A 26,629-nucleotide genomic window follows, 5' to 3' on the forward strand; every position below is an offset into this window, starting at 1 on the left:
CCATGACGGATCGCAACTTGAAAATATTTATTCTGATTGTTTTCACCTTCAGTCTATCTATTTCTACTGCTTTCCCTCAGGAGAATGAACTAGTGGCTCCGGATCTTTTTGATGAAAACTTGGTTCAGCCTAATTATCATTACGAATACATCCCTGATTTTACATACGATCTAATCAAGGAGCGTGTAGATAAGATGGACAGCGAAATGTCCTTCGAATTGAACGATCGAATTTTCTCTTTTATCCAATATTTCACCGTCCGGAATCGCGACTACACCAAAATGGTTTTAGCTCGCAAGGATTTATTCTTTCCGCTTTTTGAGGAGACTTTGGCTGAGCATGAAATGCCAGACGACATCAAGTATTTATCCATTATCGAGTCGGGATTAGACCCACAAATTCGGTCCCGTGTGGGCGCTATGGGCCTTTGGCAATTTATGCCAGCTACAGGAAAGATGTATGGAATGGATATTAACTGGGATATTGATGAGCGAATGGATCCTGAACAATCCACAGAAGCCGCTGCCAAATACCTAAAGTCCCTGTATCGAATGTTTGGTGATTGGGAATTGGCGCTCGCAGCTTACAATTGCGGTCCTGGAAACGTGAGAAAAGCCATTAGAAGATCAGGAGGCAAAAAGAAATTCTGGGAAATCTATAACTACCTGCCTCGAGAAACTCGTGGTTATGTCCCCCAATTTCAGGCAATGATGTACATTCTTCGTCATTTGGATGCACATAATTTACACCTGGAAGAGCCCACCTACGCTTTTGCTACCGAATCTATCCGGTTTGAGAGAGCCTTTACTTTGGACAAGCTTTCAGAATTGACCAATCTCTGCCTAGCCGACTTAGAAAAATTAAATCCTGCAGTAAAACGTAGAAGAATCCCTGAAAGCCATAAAAGTATGGCTATCCGTGTACCGGTAAATCAGGCAAATTTTGTCAAAGAAAACTTTGCCTGGATCTCTGATTCCCTCGGAAATGAGCTTCGCCCACTACTGGCAAGCGATAAGTTGATTTATCGCTCAGAAGATGAAAAGCTGGATGAAATCGAGCGAAATACCATCACGTATCGGGTGCAAAGCGGTGATAACCTTGGGAAAATCGCACAGAACTATCGCGTATCCGTTTCCCAAATCAAGGAATGGAACAACCTTTCTTCCAATCTAATACGAGTTGGACAGCGGCTTACCTTGCATGCTCCTGAGGGTGCTGCTCCAGCGAGAACAGTCGCCAAAGTACAGACAAATTCGAACGGTCAAAAAACCTATGTCGTACAACCGGGAGATTCACTTTGGATCATTTCTCGGCGATTTGCAGGACTGACCGTAGACCAGTTGAAAAGACTGAACAACCTGAACTCCACTCAAATCAAACCGGGGCAACGACTCATCATTGGTTAATTTGACTGAGTTCACTCCTTAATTCTGTTAATTTTTTTTAACAAAATCCAAAAGTTCATAAGGGATTGAGTTTTCCCCTCGGAAAGTATTTATTTTACTTCCAACCAAATAAAACCAAACAACTTAATGAAGCCTCTTCTGAGATTTAGTATGTTCATACTTGGAGTAGGGATGTTTTTTGCATGTGATGCAAATGGCCCACTCTCCGAAAACACCAAACCCAAAGCCCGGGGTGCCATCGGCGAAATCATCCTAGTCATTGACTCTGCGAAATATGCTGGCCCAGTGGGTGACGCGTTGAAAAATATTTTTGAAGCTGATATGCCCGGAATGATCCGCTCCGAAAGTAAATTCAAGGTGAATACTGTGGATCCACGAGCAATGACCCGAATGCTGAAGATGTCGACCAATTTGGTTTACGTCACCACTTTCGACGATAAAGGTTCGGCTAGTCAGGTGATCAATGCACAGTTTTCTAAAGAATCCAAAGAGAAAGCGCTGAATGACCCGTCCATTTATTCCCTACGAGTAGAAGATGAATATGCGGTAGGACAGGAAGTCCTCTATCTTTTTGGAAACAATGAAGAGCAATTAGTAACCAACTTGAAAAAGAATTCAGACCGTCTTCAAAATCTTTTTGAGGTACGGGAAAGGGGTCGTTTGGAAAGCATTATTCTAGCAAGAAAAAATACGGCTGCCAATGCTGAGGCAGAAAAAAACCTCGGAATCCAAATTAACGTCCCTGCTTCTTACCAAGTCGCGAAGAGCCAACCGGGATTTCTATGGCTCCGGCAACCTACTCCTACCGAAAGAAGGCCTGATATCAGCCTGATTTTTCATGTAGAAGATTATGTCTCTGAGGAGCAAACATTCCCAGAGAACATCCTGGCTATCAGGGACTCTATCACTAGACAACATGTTTTTGGAGACCCTGAAGATCCTACCTCTTATGTAGTAACTGAAAAACAAATCCCTCCAGCTTTCCGAAACATGGTGATAAATGATAATTTTACCACCGAAATCAGAGCCTCTTGGAGGACCAACAATATCAGTATGGGTGGAACCTACCTGGGATACCTGATGGTAGATCAGGAAAAAGGTAAACTTTATTATCTGGAAGGATTTGTGTACTACCCAAATGAAGTACACAGAGATGCTCTCAGAGAAATAGAGACCATTCTTCTCAATACGGATATTAGTTGGGTGCCCGAGCAAGGCTCTTAAGTACCCAACTAACCCCATTTTTATGGCCATCAAAATCCGGAAAGAAGACGCCCTGAATTACCATACACAGGGCTCACCTGGTAAAATCGAAGTCATCCCTTCCAAGCCGCTTTCGAGTCAAATGGACTTGGCACTTGCCTATTCACCTGGAGTAGCAGAGCCTTGCAAGGAGATCGAAGCAAACGTAGAGAACGTCTACAAATACACTGCAAAGGGTAATTTGGTAGCTGTCATATCAAATGGAACAGCCGTCTTGGGCCTTGGAAATATCGGTCCTGAAGCTTCCAAGCCCGTCATGGAGGGAAAAGGAGTTCTTTTCAAGAAATTTGCAGGTATCGACGTTTTCGATATCGAGATCAACGAAAATGACCCTAAAAAGCTCATCGATATCATCAAGTCTCTTGAGCCGACTTTTGGCGGCGTCAACTTGGAAGATATCAAGGCTCCTGAATGCTTTGAAATAGAGCAAACCCTCAAAAAAGAGATGAAAATCCCGGTCATGCATGATGATCAGCATGGTACGGCAATCATTTCTGGGGCAGCTTTACTCAATGCTTTGGAACTAGTAGAGAAAGACATAACCGAGATCAAACTAGTGGTCAATGGTGCAGGAGCATCAGCCGTTTCCTGTACGCGTTTTTACATGTCCCTTGGTGTCAAGCGTGAAAATGTCGTCATGTGTGACAAAGAGGGAGTCATTCGATCTGACCGCGACAATCTAGATAGCATAAAAGCAGAATTCTCTACCGATCGGGATATTCACACTCTTTCTGATGCGATGAGCGGTGCAGATGTTTTCTTGGGACTTTCCGCTGGGAATGTGGTTTCTCAGGATCAAATAAAGCTGATGGCTCCTAATCCGATCGTTTTTGCATTGGCAAATCCAGATCCGGAAATCGCCTATGATTTGGCAATCGCTGCTAGAGAAGATGTCATCATGGCAACAGGTCGTTCTGACCATCCTAATCAAGTAAATAATGTTCTTGGATTCCCATATATCTTCCGTGGAGCACTAGACGTTCGATCTACCGCCATTAACGAAGACATGAAGCTTGCAGCAGCGAAAGCAATCGCGAAGCTAGCCAAAGAGCCCGTTCCTGATATTGTAACAAAGGCTTACGGAGAAGCAAATCTGGGTTTTGGCAGAATGTACCTTATCCCAAAACCTCTTGATCCAAGACTCATTACCACTATCGCCCCTGCAGTAGCGAAAGCAGCCATTGATTCAGGAGTAGCTCGTAAAAGCATCACTGACTGGGATGCTTACGAATTAGAGCTACAAGAACGAATCGGTATCGATCAGCGATTGATGTCTGTAGTCATTGCGAGAGCGAAGAAAGATCCGAAGCGAGTAGTTTTCGCAGAAGCCGACAACCGCAAGATCTTGAAGGCAGCCCAAATCATCCGTGATGAAAAGATAGCACAGCCTATCCTTCTTGGAAATAAGGAAAAAATTCTAGCCTTGATTCAAGAGAATTCTCTGGATTTAGAACATGTCACCATCATCGATCCGCTAGAAGAAACTGAAAAACTTGATCAGTTTACCAAGGTGCTATATGATAAGAGAAAGCGAAAAGGAATGACACTTACAGATGCTTCCCGATTGGTAACTCAAAGAAATTACTTTGGAGCTATGATGGTTGAAGTAGGTCTTGCGGATGCATTCATTTCAGGTCTGACTAGAGATTATCCGAAAACCATTTTGCCATCACTTCATACCATCGGAGTAAAGCCTGAGGCGAAGCGAGTAGCCGGAATGTATATCATGAATACAGACAAAGGACCTTACTTCTTTGCTGACACGACTGTCAATCTAAATCCAAGTGTAGAAGAGTTGGTCGACATTATCGGATTGACCGCAGAGGCTGTGAAGTTCTTTAATGTACAGCCGCGAGTGGCCATGCTTTCCTACTCCAACTTTGGCTCTGCCCAGGGAGACATCCCAGTAAAAATGGCGAAAGCAACTGCACTTGCCAAAGAAAGGTATCCTGACCTCATTATTGAAGGGGAAATGCAAGCAAACGTCGCAATCAATGACGAAATCCAAAAGGAGATTTATCCTTTCTCTCAATTGATCAATCGAAGAGCTAATACCTTGATTTTCCCAGATTTGGCTTCAGGAAACATCGCTTACAAGCTACTTTCGGAGCTTGGAAATGCAGAGGCAATCGGTCCTATTCTTCTTGGTATGAATAAGCCAGTTCATATCCTTCAATTGGGCAGTTCGATCCGAGAAATCGTGAATATGGTTGCTATCGCTGTAGTGGACGCACAAACAGCACAATCATGATTGCCTATCTTCAGGGAAAATTAGCATTCAAAGACCCCACCTACGTCCTCATCGACGTGGGTGGGATTGGCTATGAGGTCAAAATCTCCCTGCAGACCTACAGTAAAATCAAAGATCAGGAAGCCATACGTCTACACACTTACCTACACATCAAAGAAGATGCACACACCTTGTATGGCTTTTGGGAAGAAAGCGAAAAGCGTCTTTTCTTACTCCTGATCAGCATTAGTGGTGTGGGGCCCAATACCGGGTTGATGATCTTATCTTCAATGAGTACCGAAGAGGTGGAAAATGCGATCCTTTCGGGTGATGTAGCATCTATTCAACAAGTGAAAGGCATTGGATTGAAGACAGCCCAACGGGTGATTTTAGAACTCAAGGATAAAGTCAGCAAATCATCCGCAACTGGTGCCGGACAGCAAATTGGCTTCCTTAAATCAAGCAATAAAGTCCGAGAAGAAGCGTTACAAGCCTTATTGACTCTTGGTTTTCCCAAAGCTGCCGCTGAAAAGAATATCAACCAAGTACTCAAAAAAACCAATGGAGAAATTTCTTTAGAAGATTTAATTAAAGCATCTTTAAAGACATCATAATCAAAACTTGGATTGAACTTTCGGACAATACTGACTTTTTGCAGGGAAAGATCTCTGGTTAGTTGGCCTTTTTGCTTCATCCTGTTTGGATTGTTGATCAGTTTATCGACTGCAGAAGCCCAACAAACCAACCCGGACAGTACCCAAACTAGACTCGACTCGCTCAACCAGCGCCGCCTTGCACCCTCTTTTTTGCTTTGGAAAAACCAAAGTACCAATCCTCTATTTCCCTACCGAAACCCTTTTTTAAACTCATATTCTCCCTTTTTCCCAAAGTCTCTCCTTCAAAAATCTGTTGAGGTCAAAGTAGATTCCACCGCCGGCCTTCGATACAATATTGCCGATGAGTTGGATTCGACGCGGGTCGGCAATGAGCAGGAATACGATTTTGAGGAGTTTTCCCAAATTCAGGAATACAAGGTTCGACAGGACTATTGGAGAAGTAGAGCACGGGGAGGAGATGGAGAAAGTGCCGTAGAGGGACGTGGACTTGTTCCTCCTTTGACAGTCAGTCCAAATTTTGATCGGATTTTCGGAGGTTCCGAAATCAACATTACTCCTACCGGATATGTAAACCTTGACTTGGGTGCCGTATTCCGAAGAATCGATAATCCTACCCTACCAATCCGGCAGCAAAGAAACGGGGGCTTTGATTTCAATCAACAAATCCAAATGGCCGTCAACGGTTCTTTGGGTGAAAAAATGAAAATCGGAGCCAATTTTGATTCCAACAATTCCTTTGATTTTCAAAATCAATTGAAATTGGAATTCAATGGATTTGAGGAAGACATTATCCAATCTATTGAAATCGGTAATGTCTCGATGCCAGTCCAAAACCGACTGATCCAAGGCGCTCAAAACCTCTTCGGGGTGAAAACTCAAATGCAGTTTGGAAAGCTCAATGTGACTGCAGTAGCTTCTACTCAACGTGGTCGTAGAGACAACCTCACCATCGACGCCAACGGGCAGGGAAGAACTTTTGAAATCCAAGGTTCGGAGTACGATGAAAACAGACATTTCTTCCTTGGCCATTTTTTCAGAGAAAATTATGAAAGATGGCTAAGAGGTTTGCCGCAAGTATTGTCAGGAGTCAATGTGACACGAGTGGAAGTGTACATCATGAACCGGGCGGCTAATACCGAAACCCTTAGAAATTTCGCGGCTTTCATGGACTTGGGAGAAGGCAGGGAATTACTCAACCCAAGTAATCCAAACATTGGGCCTGCAGACCCCAATTCCCCAGCGGCAAACGGTGCCAACCGACTCTTTTCGAATATTTCTACCAATCCGGCTTTCCGCCCATTCGACACCGGTTCGCGGGCAATGGAAAATAGTCTCGGCATCCGAAAAGGATTGGATTTCGAACAAATCAACGGAGCCAGAAAACTCGAGCAATCCGAATTTTTCTTTAATCCCCAATTAGGCTACTTATCCCTTTTCAGAAGATTACAAAACGATGAGGTTTTGGCGGTTTCCTATGAGTACACCTACAATGGGCAAGTGTACAAAGTGGGTGAACTCACAGAGGATTACCAAAACCGGGCAGAGGATGAATTGATTTTCCTCAAGCTACTCAGACCAGCCCGAATCAATACTCGGGTCCCAACCTGGGACTTGATGATGAAAAACGTCTACAGCCTTAACGCCAGTCAGATCCTGAGAGAAGGTTTTCAGCTTCAGGTGATCTACCGAGATGACCGCACAGGTCTGGATAACCCATCCCTTTTGGAGGGGCAAGAGGTCAAGGATATTCCGCTGATCCGGCTTACGGGTTTGGATAATCTCAACCCTCAAAATGATCCTGCCCCAGATGGCAACTTTGACTTTGTCGAAGGCTTGACCATGATTTCCAATCGAGGGCTTTTGATTTTCCCTGTTTTGGAGCCTTTTGGATCCAATCTGGAGCGTAAGTTCCTCCCCACTGAAGGAGTACTGAAAGAAAAATACGTCTACGACACACTCTATCAAACTACCCAAGCAGATGCGGAGCTCGTCACGCGATTAAATAAGTATTTTATCAAAGGTCGATTAACTGCAGGCTCAGCTAGTGAAATCCAACTCCCTGGGCTAAATATATCTCCTGGCTCAGTGATCGTCACGGCTGGAAACATCCCTTTAACGGAAGGGGTAGACTTTACTATTGATTACAATGTAGGTCGTTTGGTCATCATCAATGATGCCATCCTTCAATCCGGAAAGCAAATCAATGTGAGTTTTGAAAAAGCTGATTTAGTCTCATTTCAGACACGAAGTCTCCTTGGAACACGCCTAGATTACCTTTTCAGCGATAAATTCAACCTTGGAGGCACCTTCCTATACCTTAATGAAAGACCAAATGTAACGCGAATTGCGACGGGTAGTGAAACACTCCGAAACAGTCTTTGGGGCCTGGATGCAAACTATTCGGATGAGTCCAGATGGCTCACCAAATTGGCCGATGCACTTCCTTTTACCAATACCAAAGAAACCTCCGAGGTTCGTATCAGCGGTGAATTTGCACATTTGCTACCCGGTACATCCAACCGTGTAGACGGAGAAGGAGCATCCTACATTGATGATTTTGAAGCGGCCATTACCCCGTTCAATCTTGGAGGTGCTGCCAATCAAAACTGGAAGCTTTCTTCGACTCCACAGACTCCGGACAATCGATTTGATCTGAGTTTCCAAACCGAAGATGAGCTGGGTTCAGCCTATCGAAGAGCTCGAGTGGCTTGGTACAACATCGACAATATTTTCTATCGAGAAAATGGCCCCGGAGTACCAACTAATATTACACGCGAAGACCGAAGAAACCACTATGTACGTAGGGTAATTCCTCAAGAAATTTTCCCTCAGCAGGATAGGGATGTGATCATTACTCCTGAGCCCCTTTTTGAATTGGCTTATTTCCCATCGGAAAGGGGTATGTTTAATTACAACCCAAATCTGCGACAAGATGGCTTGCTTCCTAATCCTAGAGAAAACTATGGTGGGGTAACACGGGCAATTACGACAGAGGTAGATTTTGACCGCACCAATATTGAGTACATGGAATTTTGGTTGCTTGATCCGTTTATCGAAGGTGAAAACGGGCGAGTCCTGGATGGAATTTTCAACCAAAACAATACCACAGGGGGTAAGCTTTATTTCAACTTAGGAGATATTTCGGAGGATGTAATGAAGGATGGCAGCCATTCATTTGAAAATGGTCTGCCAGCAGATGGGGATCCTGCCGAGACTCGAGAAAATGAATGGGGTCGAATTACAAGAGAGCAATTTTTACTTCCTGCATTTGATAACTCTGAAGAAGCTCGTATAAATCAAGATATCGGACTAGATGGTCTTAAAAATGAGGACGAAGCCTCATTCTTTCAGAGTAGATTTCTTGACCGGATCAATGTCAATCAGCAAGGTTTAAACCGGATTCTTGCTGATGTATCTGCGGATAATTTTGAGTATTACTTGAATGAGGAATTCGATCAGCAGGATATCAAGATTCTGGAGCGATACAAAAAATTTAACGGGATGGAAGGCAACTCCCCGGTCGAACCACCGCAAACCGCTTCCTTCACCCCATCCGGCACCAACCTTCCGGACAACGAAGACCTCAACACCGATAATACGATCAACGAGCTAGAAAACTACTACGAGTACGAAGTGGATCTCCGACCAGACAACCTGGTAGTAGGGCAAAACTACATCGTCGATAAAGTCACCGCCAATGTGGGTGGAGAGTCTGTGGATTGGTACTTGTTCCGTATTCCTGTAAGACAACCTGATCGAGTAGAAGGCGACATCACAGGCTTTAAGTCCATTCGATGGATCAGAACTTACCTGACAGACTTCGAGCAGCCTGTAGTGCTTCGAATGGCCAACTTCCGAATGATTGGAAGCCAATGGCGGGTATTCCAGGAGTCTCTGTTTGAGCGGGGATTCTTCGAAATTCCAGAGCCTGACAATTCCAACGTGACTGTAGATGTGGTAGGGATAGAAGAAAACTCACAAGGCAGCGATACCCAAAGCCCCTATGTACTTCCTCCAGGGATCAACCGGGATCGAGACAATACTTCTACTGTTGAGCGTAGATTGAATGAGCAATCCCTTCGTGTATGTGTGGAAGATCTTGCTCCTAGAGATGCTCGGGCCGTTTTCAAAAACCTACAATTGGACTTGGTACAATTTGAGCGGATCAAGATGTTTTTCCATGCGGATAGTGAGGATGCTTTAGATGGAGAGATTACTGCATTTTTGAGACTAGGTACAGATTACACAGACAACTATTATGAAATCGAAGTTCCTTTGATCATTACTCCAAAGGGCACGCGAGATCCACGGCAGATTTGGCCGCTGGAAAATGAAATTGATATCGCAATTCAGGAAATAGTCTCTGTCAAAACCGAGCGGGACAATAATCAAGTCCCCTTAAACCTCCCCTACTCCAAGGATATCAGACAGTACAAAGTAACTGTAGTCGGCCGGCCTGAACTTAATCAGACTCAAGGTGCGATGATCGGGGTACGAAATCCCGGAACAGGTATTGGTGGAAGTAAAAGCGTATGTATCTGGGCAAACGAACTTCGGGTAACGGGCCAAAATGAAAATAACGGCTGGGCTGCAAATGCTTTCCTAAATGCCAAAATTGCTGACCTTGCTGTGGTCTCTGCTTCCATTCGCCACAACTCAATTGGTTTCGGAGGTCTAGAAACCAGAATATCTCAGCGAACTCGACAGGCCACTACTCAATATGACATTTCTACCAACATTAAGGCAGACAAGCTTTTGCCAGAGGAATTGGGAGTGAGTATTCCAGTTTACTTGAGTGTGGAAAATTCGAATACAAGGCCTGAATTTGATCCGCTTAATCCCGATGTGCCTTTTGAAGTCGCTTTACAAAAGTTCGAAACCGATCAAGAACGGGACGCCTATCGAGACATCGCACAGGACCAGCTAACCCGAAAAAATATCAGTCTTAACAATGTCCGAAAAATAAAAACCAATCCTGAGGCACCAAATAGAATCTATGACTTAAGCAATTTCTCTTTCTCCTACGCAGTGGGTACAGTTACCCAGACCAATGCTCAGATTCAGAACTACGAATTCAAAACGAATCGGGGAAATATCACTTATAATTTCGCCCCAAAACCGCTCAACATTGAGCCATTTAAGAATTCAGAGGGACTTTCGTCGCCTTACTTGAAACTGATCAAAGACTTTAACCTGAATTTAGCTCCAAGTCAGATTTTGGCTAGGGTGGATGTAGATCGAAAATTCCTCCGCTCTCAATACCGCAATGACCAGCTTGGTACCGCCGGCGTAGATCCCTTATTCCAAAAATCATTTTTCATGAACCGATTCTACACCCTTAACTGGGACTTGAGTAGGAATCTACGGGTAGATTATACTGGTTCAGTCATGGCTGTGGTAGATGAGCCTCAGGGAGATTTGGATTCACAGGAAAAAATTGACTCCGTCAGAACCAATTTCTGGAACTTTGGTCGAAGGACGAATTACAACCATACTGTCAATCTGAATTATACCATTCCACTGGATAAGGTGCCTTTTCTAAATTGGATCCGGGCAGACTATCGATACAACACCACCTATACCTGGATGACCGGTGCGATCGGGCAAAAGGACACTTTGGGTAATGTCATCCAAAATACGCGCGAGCAAACTTTGAACGGAAAGTTTGACCTAATCAGGCTTTACAATAAAAATAAAAAACTAGAGGCACTCAATGCCCCAAAGCGCCCAAGTATTCCAGGAAGAAATAATATCGCTGCCGAAGACACGATCGGTACGCCTTTTAGCAATCAACTGCTGAAGTTTCTAATGTCTGTCAAGGAAGTCACTTTCAATTATGGAGTAGTTGAAGGGACATTCCTACCCGGATATTTGCCGAATACCGGTCTTTTGGGAATGGACCGGGCATTTAGCAATCCAGGACTTGCCTTTATTTTTGGAAGTCAGGACCCGATGATTCGAAATGAACTAGCGGCACGTGGTCTCATGGCTCCAAGTGCAGAACTTACCCAACCCTTCAGGCAAAACCGGGCCATGAATTTGAGATTGGGAGCTTTGGTAGAACCTATTCGAGACTTTAGGATTACTCTTAATGCCGACAAACGGGAAGTGGGTGATTATCAAGAAATATTCAGGAATTCGGCAGATAATCCTGGGGAATATTTATCCATCAGTCCTACCCGTACGAATACAGCCTATTCAGTGACTACCATTATGCTCGGAACGTCATTCTCTAGGGATGATTCACAAAACAACTCGCCGCTTTTCCAAGATTTCGAAAGTAATCGGGCGATTATCAAGTCAAGGCTTGACGCTCAAAATGGATCAACAGGAGAATACAGTATCAACGGTCAGGATGTATTGGTACCAGCATTTCTGGCTGCCTATCGCGGTCAAGATGCAGCAGAGTCGAATCTTAATCCATTTCCAAAAACTCCGCTTCCGAATTGGAGGATTGATTATGCAGGGCTATCAAGACTGAAAGGCCTGAGTGATATTTTCACTAGTATCAACATTACCCATGCTTATACCTCCACTTATGATGCGAGCAATTTCTCCAATTCACTCCAATATCAACAGGGACTGGAGCTATTTAACCGTCTACAAGAGCAAAGACTTCCAAACGAAGTAAATGACGATGGGTTTTTCATTCCAATTTATGTACTCAATCAAGTCGTACTATCGGAACGTTTTGCTCCGCTTATTGGACTGGATCTGATGACAAAGGGAAGAATGAATTTTGCTATCAATTATAACAAGGAGCGAACACTAGGATTGAATTTCTCCAATTCTCAGGTTACTGAGCGAAGAAGTAATGATTTCGGCTTGAACTTCTCGTATACAAAAGCAGGCACTAAAATTCCTTTCAAGATTCAGGGAAGGGAAACCATCCTGAAAAATGACCTTACCCTCCGGATGGATATGAAGATTGTCGATACCCGACAGGTACAGCGGAAGATCGAAGAAGGTAGCACAGTTACTAACGGAAACCTCAATATCCAAATCCGTCCCACGGTTAGTTATGTCATCAATCAGAACCTCAACCTTACCTTCTATTTTGATAGAAGTATCAATGATCCACGCGTCACCACTGCCTTCAAGCGTGCTTCCACCTCTTTTGGCGGACAATTACGATTTAATTTATCCCAATAGATTTTTTAGCTCTCGGATTCCTCTTATTTTTGGAGACTTTAAAATCAAATCAAGAAATGAATTTTCCTCAAGAACTTAAGTACACCAAAGATCACGAGTGGATCAAAATCGACGGGGATGTAGCCACGGTTGGAATTACTGAATTTGCCCAGTCTGAATTGGGAGATATCGTCTACGTGGAAGTAGAGACTGTAGGTGAAAGTATCGAAGCCGGGGAGGTGTTTGGTACTGTAGAAGCCGTAAAAACTGTTTCTGACCTTTTCATGCCTGTAAGCGGTGAAATCCTAGAATTCAACGACGAGTTGGAAAGCTCTCCAGAACTAGTCAATGAATCCCCTTATGAATCAGGCTGGATGATTAAAATCAAAATTGACGGAGATCTTCCTGAAGATCTACTCAATGCTGAGGAATATACAGAACTGGTAGGCCAAAATTAAGATTCATTTGCGCTGGGTTGCAGGAGTAATCTGGTTGATTTTACTAGGCTTTGCGATGCTTTTGCCTGGAGAAAAATTCCCCGAGATTCAGGCCTTCGACTTTCAGGATAAATTAATCCATACTGTTCTTTTCTTCATCCTTTCCTTTATTTGGGCAGGAGTGAGATTGAAAGAACAAAAACCGAACTGGCTACTGTTCAGTCTCCTAGTGTTCCTACCATCTATCCTATTTGAAATAGGGCAATATTGGATCCCAAATCGCTCACTCGACATATGGGATCTGGTATTCAACCAAATCGGTGTTTGGGCAGGTCTGTTAGGATATTTTAAGATTTCATCTAAGGTATTTCGCTTGGATTAATCTTTTGAAATGCTTACAATTGTTAATTAGTTTCGAATACATTAACCTATAATAAACCAAAAACGCTATGGAATCAAAAAAGACTCCGGCAGCCGATCTCACCAAAAAGTCAGGAATGTTCCTGAACTTGGGTTTGATGGTAGCCGTTGGTGCTGTCCTAGTGGCTTTTGAGTGGAAATCATTTGATGACGGGGCTCTTAAGGATCTCGGAATGGGTGATGACAACTTTGAAGAGCTACTGGATATTCCTATCACAGAGCAGCCACCACCACCTCCACCACCACCAGTAGAGCAGCCAATCATTCAGGAGATTCCTGATGAGGTTGAAATCGAAGAAAAAATCGAAGTTAACTTCGATGTGAACGTGGAAGAGGAAACTGTCATTGAAGAAGTTGTAATCGCTGAAGCTCCTGTAGAGGAGAAAGCCGATGAGATCTTTGACGTGGTAGAAACTCAACCAGTTCCTCCAGGTGGAATGTCAGGTTGGAATCAATACCTCAGCAAAAACCTTAAGTACCCAACTCAAGCTAGAAGAATGGGTATCGAAGGAACTGTAATTGTGGTATTCGTTATCAACACTGATGGATCTATCCAAGACGTAGAAGTTCTTCGAGGAATCGGAGGAGGTTGCGATGAGGAAGCCGTGAAGGTTGTAGAAAATGCACCTAAGTGGGAGCCTGGTAAGCAACGTGGACGTCCAGTTCGTACTCGAATGAGACTTCCAATCCGCTTCAAGTTGAGCTAATCACAGAAAAGCAATATTGAAAGCCCGGAGAACCGGGCTTTTTTATTTTTAAAACTTTTAACATAGTTAAATACCGTTAATCCATTCATTCTGAAATCATTACATGGTAAATTCTTGGGTAATTTATTTTCAACCAAAACCCTCTTACCATGGAAACGAAAAAGAATCCCAATGCAGACCTGAGAAAATGGTCTACACCTCTCTTTTATTTTGGGCTGACCTGCAGCCTAGGCATTTGCCTCACTGCTTTTGAGTGGAAAAGCTACCCAGAAGGGAAACTCAAAGAAATCACCTCTCAGACTGATATTTGGGAAATCCCTGAAGTACCGATTAGTATTCAAACTCCTCCTCCCCCACCAGAGACTGCACCGCCCATAGTGAAGGAAGTACCAAATGATATCAAAATTAACCCGGAGGATTTCAACATTGATATCAATACTGAGGAAAATGTAGAAATACCTGTTGTGGTACTTCCCGAATCGCCACCTAATGTGGAACCAGTTGACGAAATCCTTGACTTCACGGAAGTTCAGGCTACTTTCAAAGGGGGAATGGAAGAATGGACAACCTACCTAAAAAAGAACCTTACCTACCCAAGTCAAGCCCGCCGGATGGGACTCGAAGGAGTGGTCTTGGTTCGCTTTGTGGTCAATAAGGATGGCTCTGTACAAGATGTAGAAGTGGTCCGACCCTTAGGCGGAGGTTGTGATGAAATAGCGTTGAAAGTCGTCGCAAACTCCCCGGAGTGGATTCCCGGAAAAATGGGAGGTAGACCTGTGAGGTCAAGAATGGTGATCCCGATTCGTTTCCGCCTAAATTAAAGGAATCAGAAAGCTCCAAAATCAAAATTTGGGGCTTTTTTTTCAATCCTCCCTCCTAGACTATCTACCCGAATTATGTATTTTGGATCACTATGAAGATCCAAAATCTAATACTCGCAATCCTCATCCTATTCGGTTCCTGTCAAAGCAAGGAATATGACTTGGTGATTCTCAATGGTACTGTCTACAAAGGAGATGGATCTCCGGGTCAGATACTGGATATTGGGGTTTCTGGGGATGAAATAAGCTTTATCGGAAAACTTGACAATTACGAAAGCAAGGAAACCATTGACGCTTCTGGACTTGCAGTTTCACCTGGATTTATAGATCTACATACGCACTTGGAGCCTATTTTGGAAATGCCCTTAGCAGAATCCTTGATTAGGCAAGGAGTAACCCTAGCTCTTGGAGGACCTGACGGAAGCAGTCCTTTACCCATAGGGAAGTTTTTAGATAGTTTGGAATCAATGGAGATCGGACCAAACTTGGCCTATCTTGTCGGACATAACAGTATCCGCCGAAAATACCTTCAAAATTCAGATCGGGAACCTAATGAGGAAGAGCTTCAGCAAATGATCCAAGAAGTAGATCGAGCGATGAAGGAAGGAGCTTTTGGAATATCTACAGGGCTAAAGTATTTGCCGGGAACCTTTGCGAAAAAGGATGAGCTGATAGCACTTTCCAAAGCTGCGGCGGAGCATGGTGGGATTTATACTTCTCACCTTCGGGAAGAAGGAATTGGCCTCATTGAGGCAGTGCAAGAGGCTATCGAAATTAGCGATGAAGCTTCTATCCCTGTGATTTTGACGCATCACAAAGCCATTGGTGTCAAAATGTGGGGAGCTAGCACAAAAACTCTTGCCCTCGTGGATTCGGCAAGAAAACAAGGCCTAGATATCAAAATGGATCAGTACCCCTATGCTGCCAGCCACACGGGAATAAGCGTATTGATTCCAAGTTGGGCCATGGAGGGTGGGAATTTTGAAGAAAGAGTCAAAAACCCCTCCCTGCGCGATAGTATCAAAGATGGAATTATCTATTCCATTCTCAATGATCGCGGTGGAGCGGATTTGAAAAGGATACAATTCTCAACTGTCACTTGGGATCGATCCCTTGAAGGGAAAACTTTACATGATTGGCTGATTCGTGAAGGTAAAGAGCCCTCTGTAGAAAATGGGGCTGATTTTGTGATTCAAGCCCAACTCAATGGAGGTACAGGTACGATCTATCATGCCATGGATGAAGCTGATGTTCGGAGAATCATGCAACATCCTATGACTATGATTGCATCTGATGGGAGGTTATCCAGACCGGGAGAAGGCCATCCTCATCCAAGAGCATACGGTACTTTTCCTAGAGTATTGGGATATTATACAAGAGAAGAAAAGGTTCTTGACCTTTCTACAGCCATTTATAAAATGACTGGCCTTTCAGCTCAAAGTCTTGGCCTTTCAGACCGGGGACTGATTGAGGAAGGAATGAAGGCAGATTTATGCCTATTTGAACCTGAAACCATTCAAGACAAATCAACCTTTATCGACCCCCATCAATATCCTGAAGGGGTTCTCTATGTATTGGTGAATGGGCAGTTTGCTGTTAAGGAAGGGGAATTTTTAAACAAAGGTTTTGGTAGGGTGATCCGAAAACAAGCTATAGAACGTTGAGGGTTTGTTCCTTGATTTTCTCCAACTCATCCTTCATCAGAATAACCCATTTCTGCATACCCGCATCGTTGGCTTTTGAACCTATGGTGTTGATTTCACGCCCTATTTCCTGACTGATAAACCCTAACTTTTTTCCTTGCTGGGTCTCTTCATTCAGAACTTTGATGAAATAATTGAGGTGGGTTTCCAATCGAACCAATTCCTCGGTGATATCAAGCTTCTCAAAATAATAGATCAACTCCTGCTCAAACCGGTTTTGATCAAAGTCATTTTCTTCTATCCAATCCTGGAAGTTTGATCTGATTCTGTTTTTGATGCGATCTTTTCGCTGTCCCTCTATTGCCTTCACTTGTTGAAGTGCACTTTCAATTACTTGTATATTTTCCTTTAGCTTTTCAAAAAGTGACTCCCCCTCATCTTTACGAAACTGATCGCATTTTTGAAGTGCTTCAATGATCACTTTTTGAATCAATTCCCATTCCTCCTCTGCTTCGGTAGCTTCATCCGAAGCCATGTTGACAATGACTGACGGCGATTGGAGAGCTAGTTTGAATAGCTCACTTTTCTCAGCTACAACCGAATTGGCTAGGTTTTGATACTTTTCGAAGTATGCCTGAAAAAGCTCCTCATTGATTGTAACTGGAATCTGATTGGACTTTTTTGGAATAAAGTCCAGAGCAAGATTTACCTTTCCTCTTTCCAATATCCCCTGTACCAGATTCCGTATCTCGTGCTCCTTTTCGGAGAACTGTCGAGGCAATTTCAATGAAAGGTCTAGAAACTTAGAATTGAGTGTTTTGACCTCAGCCTGTATGGTGCGAGAATCATCTTCCATTCCGGCTCTTCCGAAACCGGTCATCGATTTGATCATGTTATTACTTTAGAAGTTGTAACCCAAAGTTACATAAAATCTGAGGTCCTCAGTTTGATAATTTCTAATAGGCCTTGCTACATCAAACTTCACGTAGTAATTCAAAAGTACTGTACGCAGACCTGCTCCATAACTTTGGAGCCATGGATTATTGAAATTATTCAGCGTGATGGTGAAAGGAGATCCCTCTGTATTAATTACCTCTGTATTCTGATCATTGATCCGTTCCCATGGAGCTGCCTCATTCCAAGCAGAACCAATATCATAAAATCCGACCAGCTGGAAATTTCTCACAAAATTCGACGTGATGTTACCTCTAGTCAGGTAGGAGAAAATTGGGATTCGAAGTTCAGTTGTAAAGGTAACGACCTTATTTCCCCTAATTTCATCATAATCATAGCCTCTCAGGTCAACAAATTCTGCAAATAGAATATTGGAGTTCTCTGCACCACTTGGGTTTCGAACAGGAGAAGCCTCCGGTCTATTGGATGGTGGCTGATAAAATTCATTGAAAAGCCAATTATCCATCCCACCTACAAGGTAGGTTTGAGGATTATTTCCAAAGAAAGACCCTGCATAAAGTCGCGTCGCGAGGACTATATTCTTATGAATTCGCTGATAATTTCTGACATCTAAATAGAAATTGCTGAAACTTCTATCTCCTTGATTGAGACCCTGATAATGAACCAAACCAATTTTACCTTTGAGACCAGCTTGAGAATAGAGTCCTATCTGCTGTGTTCGGTCGAAAACAAATTCAGCTCGCCCACCTACATAATTCACATCAAGGCGATTCTGCTCCGGATTGGTAGCTAGGATCAAGGAATCAGCATTCAGATTAAAATATTGGGACTTGGCAACAAATGGGGCTAAGGTGAATCTGGAATTCACATTGAAAGGATAAGATACTCCCACCTCAAATTTGGAAAGCACATAGCGCTGAAAGGTGATATCATCAAACTCTGATATCCGAATAGTCCTTCTATCAAATCGTGCTCTAAAATCTATTCTACTTTTCAGGTATTCGTATTCAGCAAAAATATCCCCTCCTGATCTGAAATCTAAAGCAGTTGAAATCCCACCATACAAGACATGATTGTCTAGCAGATCACTCATTTTACCTTGAAGGCTAATTCCAAAACCTCTTAGTGGATCGACAGTAAATCGTGTGTTAATATTATTGGTAAAAAACTGAGGTTCCATGCCTCTTGGACCGGTCACTCGCTTTTTCAGGGATTGCTTTCTAAAGGCTTCTAGCAAATTGGTAGCCTTATCTTGGCTTTCCCCTTCCCTTTCTTGAGCAAGTAGAGTACTAGGCAAGGAGTCAAAGGTGTAATTCTCGGTATCAATTCCATTCCTATTTCGGAATTTCAAGCGATCCACATTGATCGAGGAAGTAGTTTTGGTGGAGGTGGTATCGATAGCTTGTGGTAGTGGCTGCACTTCAGGCTGTGGAGTTGGCTTGGGAAGAGGCTCTTCCTCACGCTTCGGCTGCGTCTGAGCTTCCATTCTCCTTCTTGCAGCAAGTCTTTCGTTTAGGCTTTTTGCTTGCTCCAACTGAATCCTTGGCGTACTGGGAGTAAACTGATCGGCACCGGAATAAGACTGCACTACTAAGAAGCTTTCCATACCATCTCGTACTGCAAAGGCAATCTTATTCATCCGACTATTTACATCGAAGGTCTCGATACTTTTATTAAATCCAGAAATTTGACTGGAAACTTGATTGCCTACATTCAGCCGCATAAGGTTGTTGATCCCACTTTGGTCGCTCAGGAATACAACATTATTGCTATTGACCTTTCTAGGTCTCACATTCTTACTGAAGCTATTGGTCAAGCGGGTCAACCTCACAGTATCCCTTACTTCAGCCATGAATATGTTATAGGTTTCTACGTATTGATTGAGATTTTCAAACTTCCCGCTAAGAGAGTCTAATTCCTCAGAATAATTAGTCGAATAAATGATCGTAGAATCATTCAAGAACATCGGGGTCAAATCATCAAACTCATCATTGGTCATTCGTCGACCTTGACCTCGTACATTCAGTGTGTAGATATCGGTTTTTCCATTTGAAATGGCGGAAAGAACCATATTTCTCCCAGTAGAATTAAAATCAATACTAAGAATTTGATTGATATTTCTCAGGAAGATTTTATCCTGATTGGTTCCATCCAAAGCTCTTAATCTCAGCGTCGTAAGCCCTCTCGTAAAGGATGCTATCGCCAAACTGGCAGAATCCCTCCAAGCAATGACGGGAGATCTAAAATTCGGAATTTGATCTTGGTATACCGAACCTCCCTGCATCAGGGTTCTTTCTGTCCCAGTGGAAAGTTCTCTTACCTGTACCTTGTATTTTCCCTGATTATTGAGAACATAGGCTAGATTCAAGCCATCGGGGCTAAATTTGATGTCTGTAATGACTCCAAGCATCTTCGGAGAGGTAGATGCGATGGCCTGAGAGCTTTCGATAGGTCGAAAATTATTGGTTACCTGCTCATTGATAGTCAGGTAGTATTTTTTCCAATCTTCTAAAAAAGTATCGAAATTCAACCCAACGGTATTCGCAATGCTATTTTCCTCATTTCGGTTGATTCTTGATAGATTTAGAATGCTCGACAAATAGCGTCGACCGTATCGCTCAGCGATGTAATTCCAAATCGACTGACCAACCAGCGCTGCTTCGATTCCTTTCAGCCTAAGGATCTTGGGTTTTTCATCTTCTTTGAGATAATGACGGATATAGTCATCCATCTCCATGCTCCAACCCTTTGCCAGGTATAGAGATATTCCCTCTACGTACCAATCCGGAAAACTATTCATCAAATTGGACTGAAATGCATCTGCGACAGAGGCACCATAAAGCATCTCCTGAATAATTACTTTGGAAGTGGCATAAATCAAGTCTTCCTTGAACTGATCCATTTCGCCTTTGTAGGCAAGTTCCGCGATAAGTCTGCTAAAATTTGTCTGCCCTTCCTCGTTAAACTCTTCCTTATTCAAATTCAAATTGCTTTGCAGCAATTCTTCGGGAGTATTATAAATATAGATCTTTGGCTTGGTGTAGGCGACATAGCCTATCATCTGTGTCAGTCGCTGAAATTCAGACTCTAAAAATTCAATTGCCTGCTTGGCATTTGCCCCTCCACGATCGTAATAGTAAACCTCAAAATTATTTGAGCTATAAAAGTACCATTCGAACTGCTGATGCTGCAGTCGGTTTTTTCCGAAACGCTCCTGATCAAATTGTGCAAAAGAATTCTGCGAAAAGAGAATAGTAGTCAGAAGCAGAAATAACAGGAAAGACTTTACTCGCATATTTTTCCTTACTGGACAGAATTTAAATATAATCAAAATACCTAGCGATATCCACCTCAGGTGACAAGGAGCTGCCATTTAGAAGGAAATCACGCATCATTAAACTGAAATAGGGTACCAACGACACGCCTTTGGCACCAAACCCATTGAATATGTAAACGCCTGAAAAGTCAGGATGTTTCCCAAGAAATGGCTTTCGGTCCTTTGTGGCCGGACGGATGCCGAATTTATGAGATACTACCTCATCGACAGGAACTTGGACCAATGACTCCAATCGTCCCAAAATCTCATTTTTTGCCCGCTCTGTGGGACCCTGATCCAAGTCAAAATGTGTGTAAGTTGAGCCGACGCGAAAGACATTTTGACCCAAATGCACCCTGAAAACTCCGCGATTGACGATGAATTCCGGACAGTATTCCTGCTTTACTTCTAAGATTTCACCCTTGACCGGCGCAAAGGGTAAATATGAGAAAAACTTGGATTGAGCCGCATGAACCCCCATACAGAAAATTATTTCATTTGCCTCAATATTCTCATAGGACCAGTTTTGATCACTTTTAATCAATTTATCCTCTTCAAAAATCACATCCCGATACCGATCCCCAAAAAAAGTACGCATCCCCTCAAGAAAAGTGGGAATATCAAGCCACCCTGACTGGGTAAGCATCACACCTCCAAAAGGATCATTTAGAAAACTTGACTGAGAAGATTGAAACAATCCATCCAAATACCCTTGAAACAAAGGGTCAGAACTATGCCCCATCCATTCATTTTGCTCTTCAACCGTAAGGAATGGGCGGTAAATTTTCTGAGGACGAAGAAAACTCCTACCTGTCTTCTGCTCAAGCTCTTGATAAAAAGGTTCTATCTGAGGAAAAAGCTGATCCGCCAGCCAAGTTTTGACCATTTTTCGGCCAGTCACTGGATTATACAATCCCGCCGCTATCTGACTGGATTGGTTCCCTGACTGATGATCCAAAATCAGGATTTCTTTTCCGGACTTTTGCAATTGATAGCCAAGACTCATCCCGGCCAAGCCACCACCTATTAACAAAAAATCAACTTTCATGCATCAAAGAACGGGTTTTATTCCTTATTTTGTTATACGTACATAGACAAAATCATGCTTCGAATCAAATCATTTACATTCAACCCTTTTCAGGAAAATACCTACGTGATCTCTGATCAGGAAGGTCATGCAGCCATCATTGATCCGGGGAATTATGAAAATGCTGAAAACCAGCAGATCTTAGACTATATACGTGAAAATAACTTGAAGCCTGAGCTTCTATTGAATACCCATTGTCATATTGACCACGTGCTAGGGAATGATTTTATCAAGAGAACTTTCAGCATACCTCTTTTAATCCATGATCAGGAAATCCCAGTATTGAACTCTGTCAAGGCCTATGCCCCAAATTATGGATTTGCCAACTATTCACATACAGATCCAGATGGCTACCTCAGCGAAGGAAAAAGCATTGAAATAGGTCATGAGCACCTTGAAGTCCTGTTTGTACCAGGGCACGCTCCGGGCCATGTAGTTTTTTATCATCCTGAAAGCCAACAGTGTATTGCGGGTGACACGCTTTTTAGAGAAAGTATCGGGCGGACAGATCTTCCGGGAGGTGACCACGACCTGCTTTTGGAAAAAATCAAAAGTGTATTATTTAAGTTACCCGACCAAACTGTCATCCATTCCGGTCATGGGCCCAGCACCACAATCGCTCATGAGAAAGCATACAATCCATTTGTGGGGAAAAATTCAAGATTCTGATCCGTGAGTATCAAACCCCACATCCCAAATTCGCTCACCCTCGGTAATCTACTCGCAGGTGTAATTGGTATTGTCACAGTTCTGGCCGGCGACTATCAAAGTGGAGCCTATTTTATTTTTTTAGCAGCATTTCTGGATTTTTTCGATGGTTTCGCTGCCAGACTTCTCAAGGTAAGTGGTGAACTTGGCAAACAGCTGGACTCTCTGGCAGATTTAGTCTCCTTTGGGGTATTGCCGGGATTTGTGGTCTATGAGTGGATTTCCACTCTGACCTCGGTAGAATGGATGCCCTATCTTTCGCTGACGATTCCGCTATTTTCTGCCTTAAGGCTAGCCAAATTCAATATCGACACAAGACAATCAGACCGTTTCATTGGTTTACCAACTCCGGCAAACGCCTTGTTTTTTAGCACCTTGCCTTATTTGGCGGACTTCTGGAGTTTCACAGGGGATTACTTATCAAATCCATGGACCTTAATCATCCTTTCTTGGGTATTTTCCTTGCTACTAGTCTCCGAAATCCCTCTGATTGCTCTGAAATTCAAAAACTTTTCTTTGCGAGATAATGTATTTAGGTATGTGCTCTTGGCTTCGGGAGCATTTGCAATCCTACTGATGGGCTTGTCAGGGATACCCTTGGTTATTTTACTGTACCTAGGGCTTTCCCTCATCGAAAATTCATCTGCTTCTTTATGAAAAAAGCATGCCTAGCAGGTATTCTGGGGGGATTATCCCTCTTTTTTGGATTTTTCTTGCAGGGATTTTCTCAGGAAAGTTTCTACAAGTTTGGTGTAACCAAATCCGGATTATACCGCTTTGATGATGATAGACTAAATGAATTGGGAATTAGCTCCTTAGACGAAGTTGCTTTTTTTGGCTACCCGGGAAGACTTCCACAAAAGCTTGACAGTGGCTCCTTGTCTTTAAGGGAAATCCCAGCAAAAAGGGTAAATAATGAATTATTAATCTTTTTAACCGGGCCGCACAGCCTTGACCTTATTGATGGTGAATTAGAATATAGGCATCACTATTATTCGGACACCCTGTATTATCTGATTGGTAGTAGAGAAAATCCAAAAAGACTGGAGTCTGAAACCCAGGTCAGTCCACAGGCAGAACCAATCACGCTTTACGAATGGGCTACTGTCAAGGGAGAAGATCGAAATATTTTGAATTCGGGAAGAACATGGTATTCAGAACCCGTTAGTTCAGGTTCTTTACGATCTATCCCGTTTAGGCAAAGTACTGAATCAAGTGCAGATTGGCTGCTACAAGGCAGGGTGATGGCTCAATCTTTTCAAAGCAGTCAGGTATCTATTTTGGAAAGCGGAAGTTCCATTTTCCAAACCAATATCTCTCCAATTCCAAATTCACTTTATGGGATAAAAGGAGTAGAAGCAGCAGTAAATGCAAGTTTTAACCCCGCCAATCAGGAGGTCAATACCTTGGAACTTGCCTACAACAGCTCAGATAATAATGCCACAGCTTATTTCGAGCATTTGCTCCTTGGAGTGCCTAACGAGTCTTCGGAAATTCCATCTGGACTTTATTTTAATCTTAGCGGACAGTCATTCAGCCATGGCTGTAATGAATGCGAGGTTTGGGAGGTAAGTGATTTCTACAAGCCCATCACTTTTCAGAATAATGGCTTCGCTCAAGGAGGCAAATTGGTTTTTTCAAGGAGTTCAGACCTCTTAAATATCCCTGTCCTCTCACCTGTAGAGTCGAATATCCGAACAGTTGGAAGCTGGCCTGAGCTCATCATTATTACGGATCAAAATCTACTTCCAGAAGCTGAAAAACTTAGTACACATAAATTAGGTCAGGGCTTATTATCAGAGGTAGTAACTCTAAAGGAGATTTATGATGCTTTCGGCTATGGCAATAAAGATGTGGTGGCTATCCGGAATTTTATTGCCTGGCATTTTCACGAGGGAAAAAGGGTGAAAAATGTTCTCTTTCTGGGTAAAGGAACCTTTGACTACAAAGGCAAACTCGGAGGCAGACCAAATGTCGTCCCCACATACTCCAGTAGAAGTAGTCTAAACCCACTAACTACTTACAGCTCCGATGACTTTTATGGACTCATTGAATTTGGTCAAGGAGAGTGGGTAGAAAGCCAAAGCGGTGACGAAAAACTATCCATCGGAGTAGGTCGCCTTCCTGTGATCACCCGGCAAGAGGCGAATATCGTAGTTCAAAAAATCATTGATTATGAACAAAACCCATCCTTCGGGAACCGGAAACGATCTTTTAGCCTTTTTGCCGATGATGCCGACAACAATATTCACCTGCGAGATGCAGAAGCCCACAGCACCTATCTGAGAGAAGATGATTCCGAATTCTTTCAAAATAAATTATACCTCGATCGCTACGAACAAATTCCAAACGGTGACTCCCAACAATCCCCCGAGGCGAAGCAAGCCTTGCGAGAAGTCTTGACAGAAGGCACCTTAGTGGTAAACTATATCGGTCATGGGAATGAAACCACACTTACTGCTGAAGAAGTATTCCGGGTGGAAGATATTCCTGACTTCCCGGAAACTTCCTTTTTACCGCTTTGGGTCACTGCCACCTGTGAGTTTGGCAGGCATGACAGCCCTTTTATCCGCTCAGGTGCGGAGGAATTGCTCACAGTACAAGGAAAAGGCGCCATTGGCCTTTTGACCACAGGACGGCCAGTATTTAGCAGTGTTAATTTCAGGCTAAATGAGGCATTTGTGAGAGAGATTTACAAAAAGGAAAACGGCATCTATCAGGATTTGGGGAGTATTTTTAAAAACACCAAAAACAATAGCCTGAATGGAGCTTTAAACCGAAATTTTAGTCTTCTTGGGGATCCAAGTCTACGTTTAAATTATCCTGATCTGGAAATCGAAATTGAAGAATTCAAGGATGCTGATGGAAATCCAATCGAGAATTTCGCCCCTCTTTCAGAGGTTTTTTATCAGGGAAAGGTGGTCAATCCCTTGGATGGAAACGATATGACCAATTTCAACGGAACTGTGGAGGTAGAACTGAGAGATCGATCCGTTTCAATCAAAACTCTTGGCGATGAAAGCCCGCCAATTGAATTCCCTGAAGAAGCCATTACTTTATTCAGGGGAAAAGCTGAAGTCAGAAATGGTTTCTTTGAAGGAAGATTTAGAGTTCCTGCCGGCATCGATATTGAAATTGGAAAAGGAAATATCCGATTGTATGCCGTTGACTCCACGAGCATGCTGGATGCACAAGGAGTGGCTCAAGTTGATGTAGGTGGTGAGCAGGCTGACAACCCTACAGATGAAGAAGGACCGAATATTGAAATACAAATCGAAGGACAACAACTCGAGCCATTCAACTTCCCTTCGAAGCAACTGGCAGCCATCATTTTCTTATCAGATAGCACAGGAATAGATATAAGCGGAATTGACCCAAGGAAAGATTTCACGATCCAAATTAACCAACAAACTCCACGGGTTTTAAATAAATCCTTTGTAAGTGATGGCGGTAATTATCAGAGTGGGCGAGCAGGAATCAAAATTGAAGGATTGGAAGAAGGCATAAATTCTATCCGGGTATCAGCAACTGACCTAGTGGGAAATAGTAATGAGGCTATCTTTGAAATTCGAGTAGAAGGCAGTAATAGAATTCAAATTCTAGATCACATCGTCTATCCCAACCCCGCAGATACAGAAACAATCTTTGAATTGACTCACAATCGTCCGGGTGAAAACCTTCTCATAGAGCTAGAAGTTTATTCTTTGACAGGCTCAATACTATTTTCTGCATCGCGTCGTTTGGTAGAAGCTGAATCACGCATCGAGGGATTTAGATGGATTTTTTTACAAAACCAATCTAAAATTCCAGCAAAAGGAACTTATATTTACAAATTGACGCTTAGTTCGGAAGCTGATAGTTCAGTCGCATCTGAAAGCGGAAAACTTATAATTGAATGAAAAGAAAAGGAATCATTAGGCCGATTGGA

General features: G+C 43.0%; 16 protein-coding genes. 13 read left to right on the forward strand and 3 right to left on the reverse strand.

What is annotated here, in order from left to right; genetic code table 11:
- Nucleotides 1-2 precede the first annotated feature (2 nt).
- From OU792_RS08195 to OU792_RS08240, 10 genes are all read left to right on the forward strand, one after another.
- Nucleotides 3-1,406 carry a lytic transglycosylase domain-containing protein gene (locus OU792_RS08195; RefSeq protein ID WP_134202379.1) on the forward strand — a complete coding sequence of 468 codons (1,404 nt, stop codon included), beginning with the start codon at nt 3-5 and terminating at the stop codon, nt 1,404-1,406.
- A 126-nt stretch (nt 1,407-1,532) separates the two neighbouring features.
- Entirely contained in the window at nt 1,533-2,630 is a 1,098-nt protein-coding gene (locus tag OU792_RS08200; RefSeq protein WP_274669930.1) for a DUF4837 family protein, read from the forward strand.
- A gap of 22 nt (nt 2,631-2,652) precedes the next feature.
- A complete protein-coding gene (locus OU792_RS08205) occupies nt 2,653-4,920 on the forward strand; it encodes an NADP-dependent malic enzyme (protein WP_026945385.1) in 2,268 nt (755 codons plus the stop codon).
- Nucleotides 4,917-5,513, forward strand: a complete 597-nt coding sequence (ruvA, locus tag OU792_RS08210) for a Holliday junction branch migration protein RuvA (RefSeq protein ID WP_222584758.1) — start codon at nt 4,917-4,919, stop codon at nt 5,511-5,513. The genes OU792_RS08205 and ruvA overlap by 4 nt, the downstream gene beginning before the upstream one ends.
- A gap of 90 nt (nt 5,514-5,603) precedes the next feature.
- Nucleotides 5,604-12,668, forward strand: coding sequence for a T9SS outer membrane translocon Sov/SprA (gene sov / locus OU792_RS08215; RefSeq protein ID WP_446698885.1), 7,065 nt, complete (start codon nt 5,604-5,606; stop codon nt 12,666-12,668).
- Between the two features lie 56 nt (nt 12,669-12,724).
- Nucleotides 12,725-13,105, forward strand: coding sequence for a glycine cleavage system protein GcvH (gcvH, locus tag OU792_RS08220; RefSeq protein WP_026945382.1), 381 nt, complete (start codon nt 12,725-12,727; stop codon nt 13,103-13,105).
- A gap of 7 nt (nt 13,106-13,112) precedes the next feature.
- Complete coding sequence (locus tag OU792_RS08225) at nt 13,113-13,466, forward strand: VanZ family protein (RefSeq protein ID WP_134202375.1); 354 nt, start codon at nt 13,113-13,115, stop codon at nt 13,464-13,466.
- A gap of 67 nt (nt 13,467-13,533) precedes the next feature.
- Nucleotides 13,534-14,211 (forward strand): energy transducer TonB, encoded by a 678-nt coding sequence (locus OU792_RS08230; RefSeq protein ID WP_026945381.1) that lies wholly within the window; start codon nt 13,534-13,536, stop codon nt 14,209-14,211.
- Nucleotides 14,212-14,360: 149 nt separating this feature from the next.
- Complete coding sequence (locus tag OU792_RS08235; protein ID WP_274669931.1) at nt 14,361-15,032, forward strand: energy transducer TonB; 672 nt, start codon at nt 14,361-14,363, stop codon at nt 15,030-15,032.
- A 92-nt stretch (nt 15,033-15,124) separates the two neighbouring features.
- Entirely contained in the window at nt 15,125-16,696 is a 1,572-nt protein-coding gene (locus tag OU792_RS08240) for an N-acyl-D-amino-acid deacylase family protein (protein ID WP_274669932.1), read from the forward strand.
- On the opposite strand, the gene OU792_RS08245 is transcribed toward OU792_RS08240, so the two are convergent.
- Genes OU792_RS08245 through OU792_RS08255 form a run of 3 tightly spaced genes read right to left on the reverse strand, consistent with a single transcriptional unit; the run spans nt 16,683 to nt 21,954 of the window.
- On the reverse strand, nt 16,683-17,567 hold the full coding sequence (locus OU792_RS08245) for a YicC/YloC family endoribonuclease (protein ID WP_026945378.1): 885 nt from the start codon (nt 17,565-17,567) through the stop codon (nt 16,683-16,685). The two genes, OU792_RS08240 and OU792_RS08245, sit on opposite strands and share 14 nt — an antisense overlap.
- A gap of 9 nt (nt 17,568-17,576) precedes the next feature.
- Nucleotides 17,577-20,885 carry a biopolymer transporter Tol gene (locus tag OU792_RS08250; RefSeq protein WP_134202373.1) on the reverse strand — a complete coding sequence of 1,103 codons (3,309 nt, stop codon included), beginning with the start codon at nt 20,883-20,885 and terminating at the stop codon, nt 17,577-17,579.
- Between the two features lie 22 nt (nt 20,886-20,907).
- The gene (locus OU792_RS08255) at nt 20,908-21,954 is read right to left on the reverse strand and encodes an NAD(P)/FAD-dependent oxidoreductase (RefSeq protein WP_134202372.1); all 1,047 of its coding nucleotides are present in this window, start codon (nt 21,952-21,954) and stop codon (nt 20,908-20,910) included.
- A 54-nt stretch (nt 21,955-22,008) separates the two neighbouring features.
- Between OU792_RS08255 and OU792_RS08260 the strand changes: the two genes are divergently transcribed.
- Genes OU792_RS08260 through porU form a run of 3 tightly spaced genes read left to right on the forward strand, consistent with a single transcriptional unit; the run spans nt 22,009 to nt 26,600 of the window.
- Nucleotides 22,009-22,662 carry an MBL fold metallo-hydrolase gene (locus OU792_RS08260; RefSeq protein WP_274669933.1) on the forward strand — a complete coding sequence of 218 codons (654 nt, stop codon included), beginning with the start codon at nt 22,009-22,011 and terminating at the stop codon, nt 22,660-22,662.
- Nucleotides 22,663-22,665: 3 nt separating this feature from the next.
- Nucleotides 22,666-23,358, forward strand: a complete 693-nt coding sequence (gene pssA, locus OU792_RS08265; protein WP_134202370.1) for a CDP-diacylglycerol--serine O-phosphatidyltransferase — start codon at nt 22,666-22,668, stop codon at nt 23,356-23,358.
- Entirely contained in the window at nt 23,355-26,600 is a 3,246-nt protein-coding gene (gene porU / locus OU792_RS08270; RefSeq protein ID WP_274669934.1) for a type IX secretion system sortase PorU, read from the forward strand. The genes pssA and porU overlap by 4 nt, the downstream gene beginning before the upstream one ends.
- Nucleotides 26,601-26,629: the final 29 nt, after the last annotated feature.

Origin of the sequence: Algoriphagus sp. NF (assembly GCF_028823735.1) — a bacterium.
GTDB classification, from domain to species: Bacteria; Bacteroidota; Bacteroidia; order Cytophagales; family Cyclobacteriaceae; genus Algoriphagus; species Algoriphagus marincola.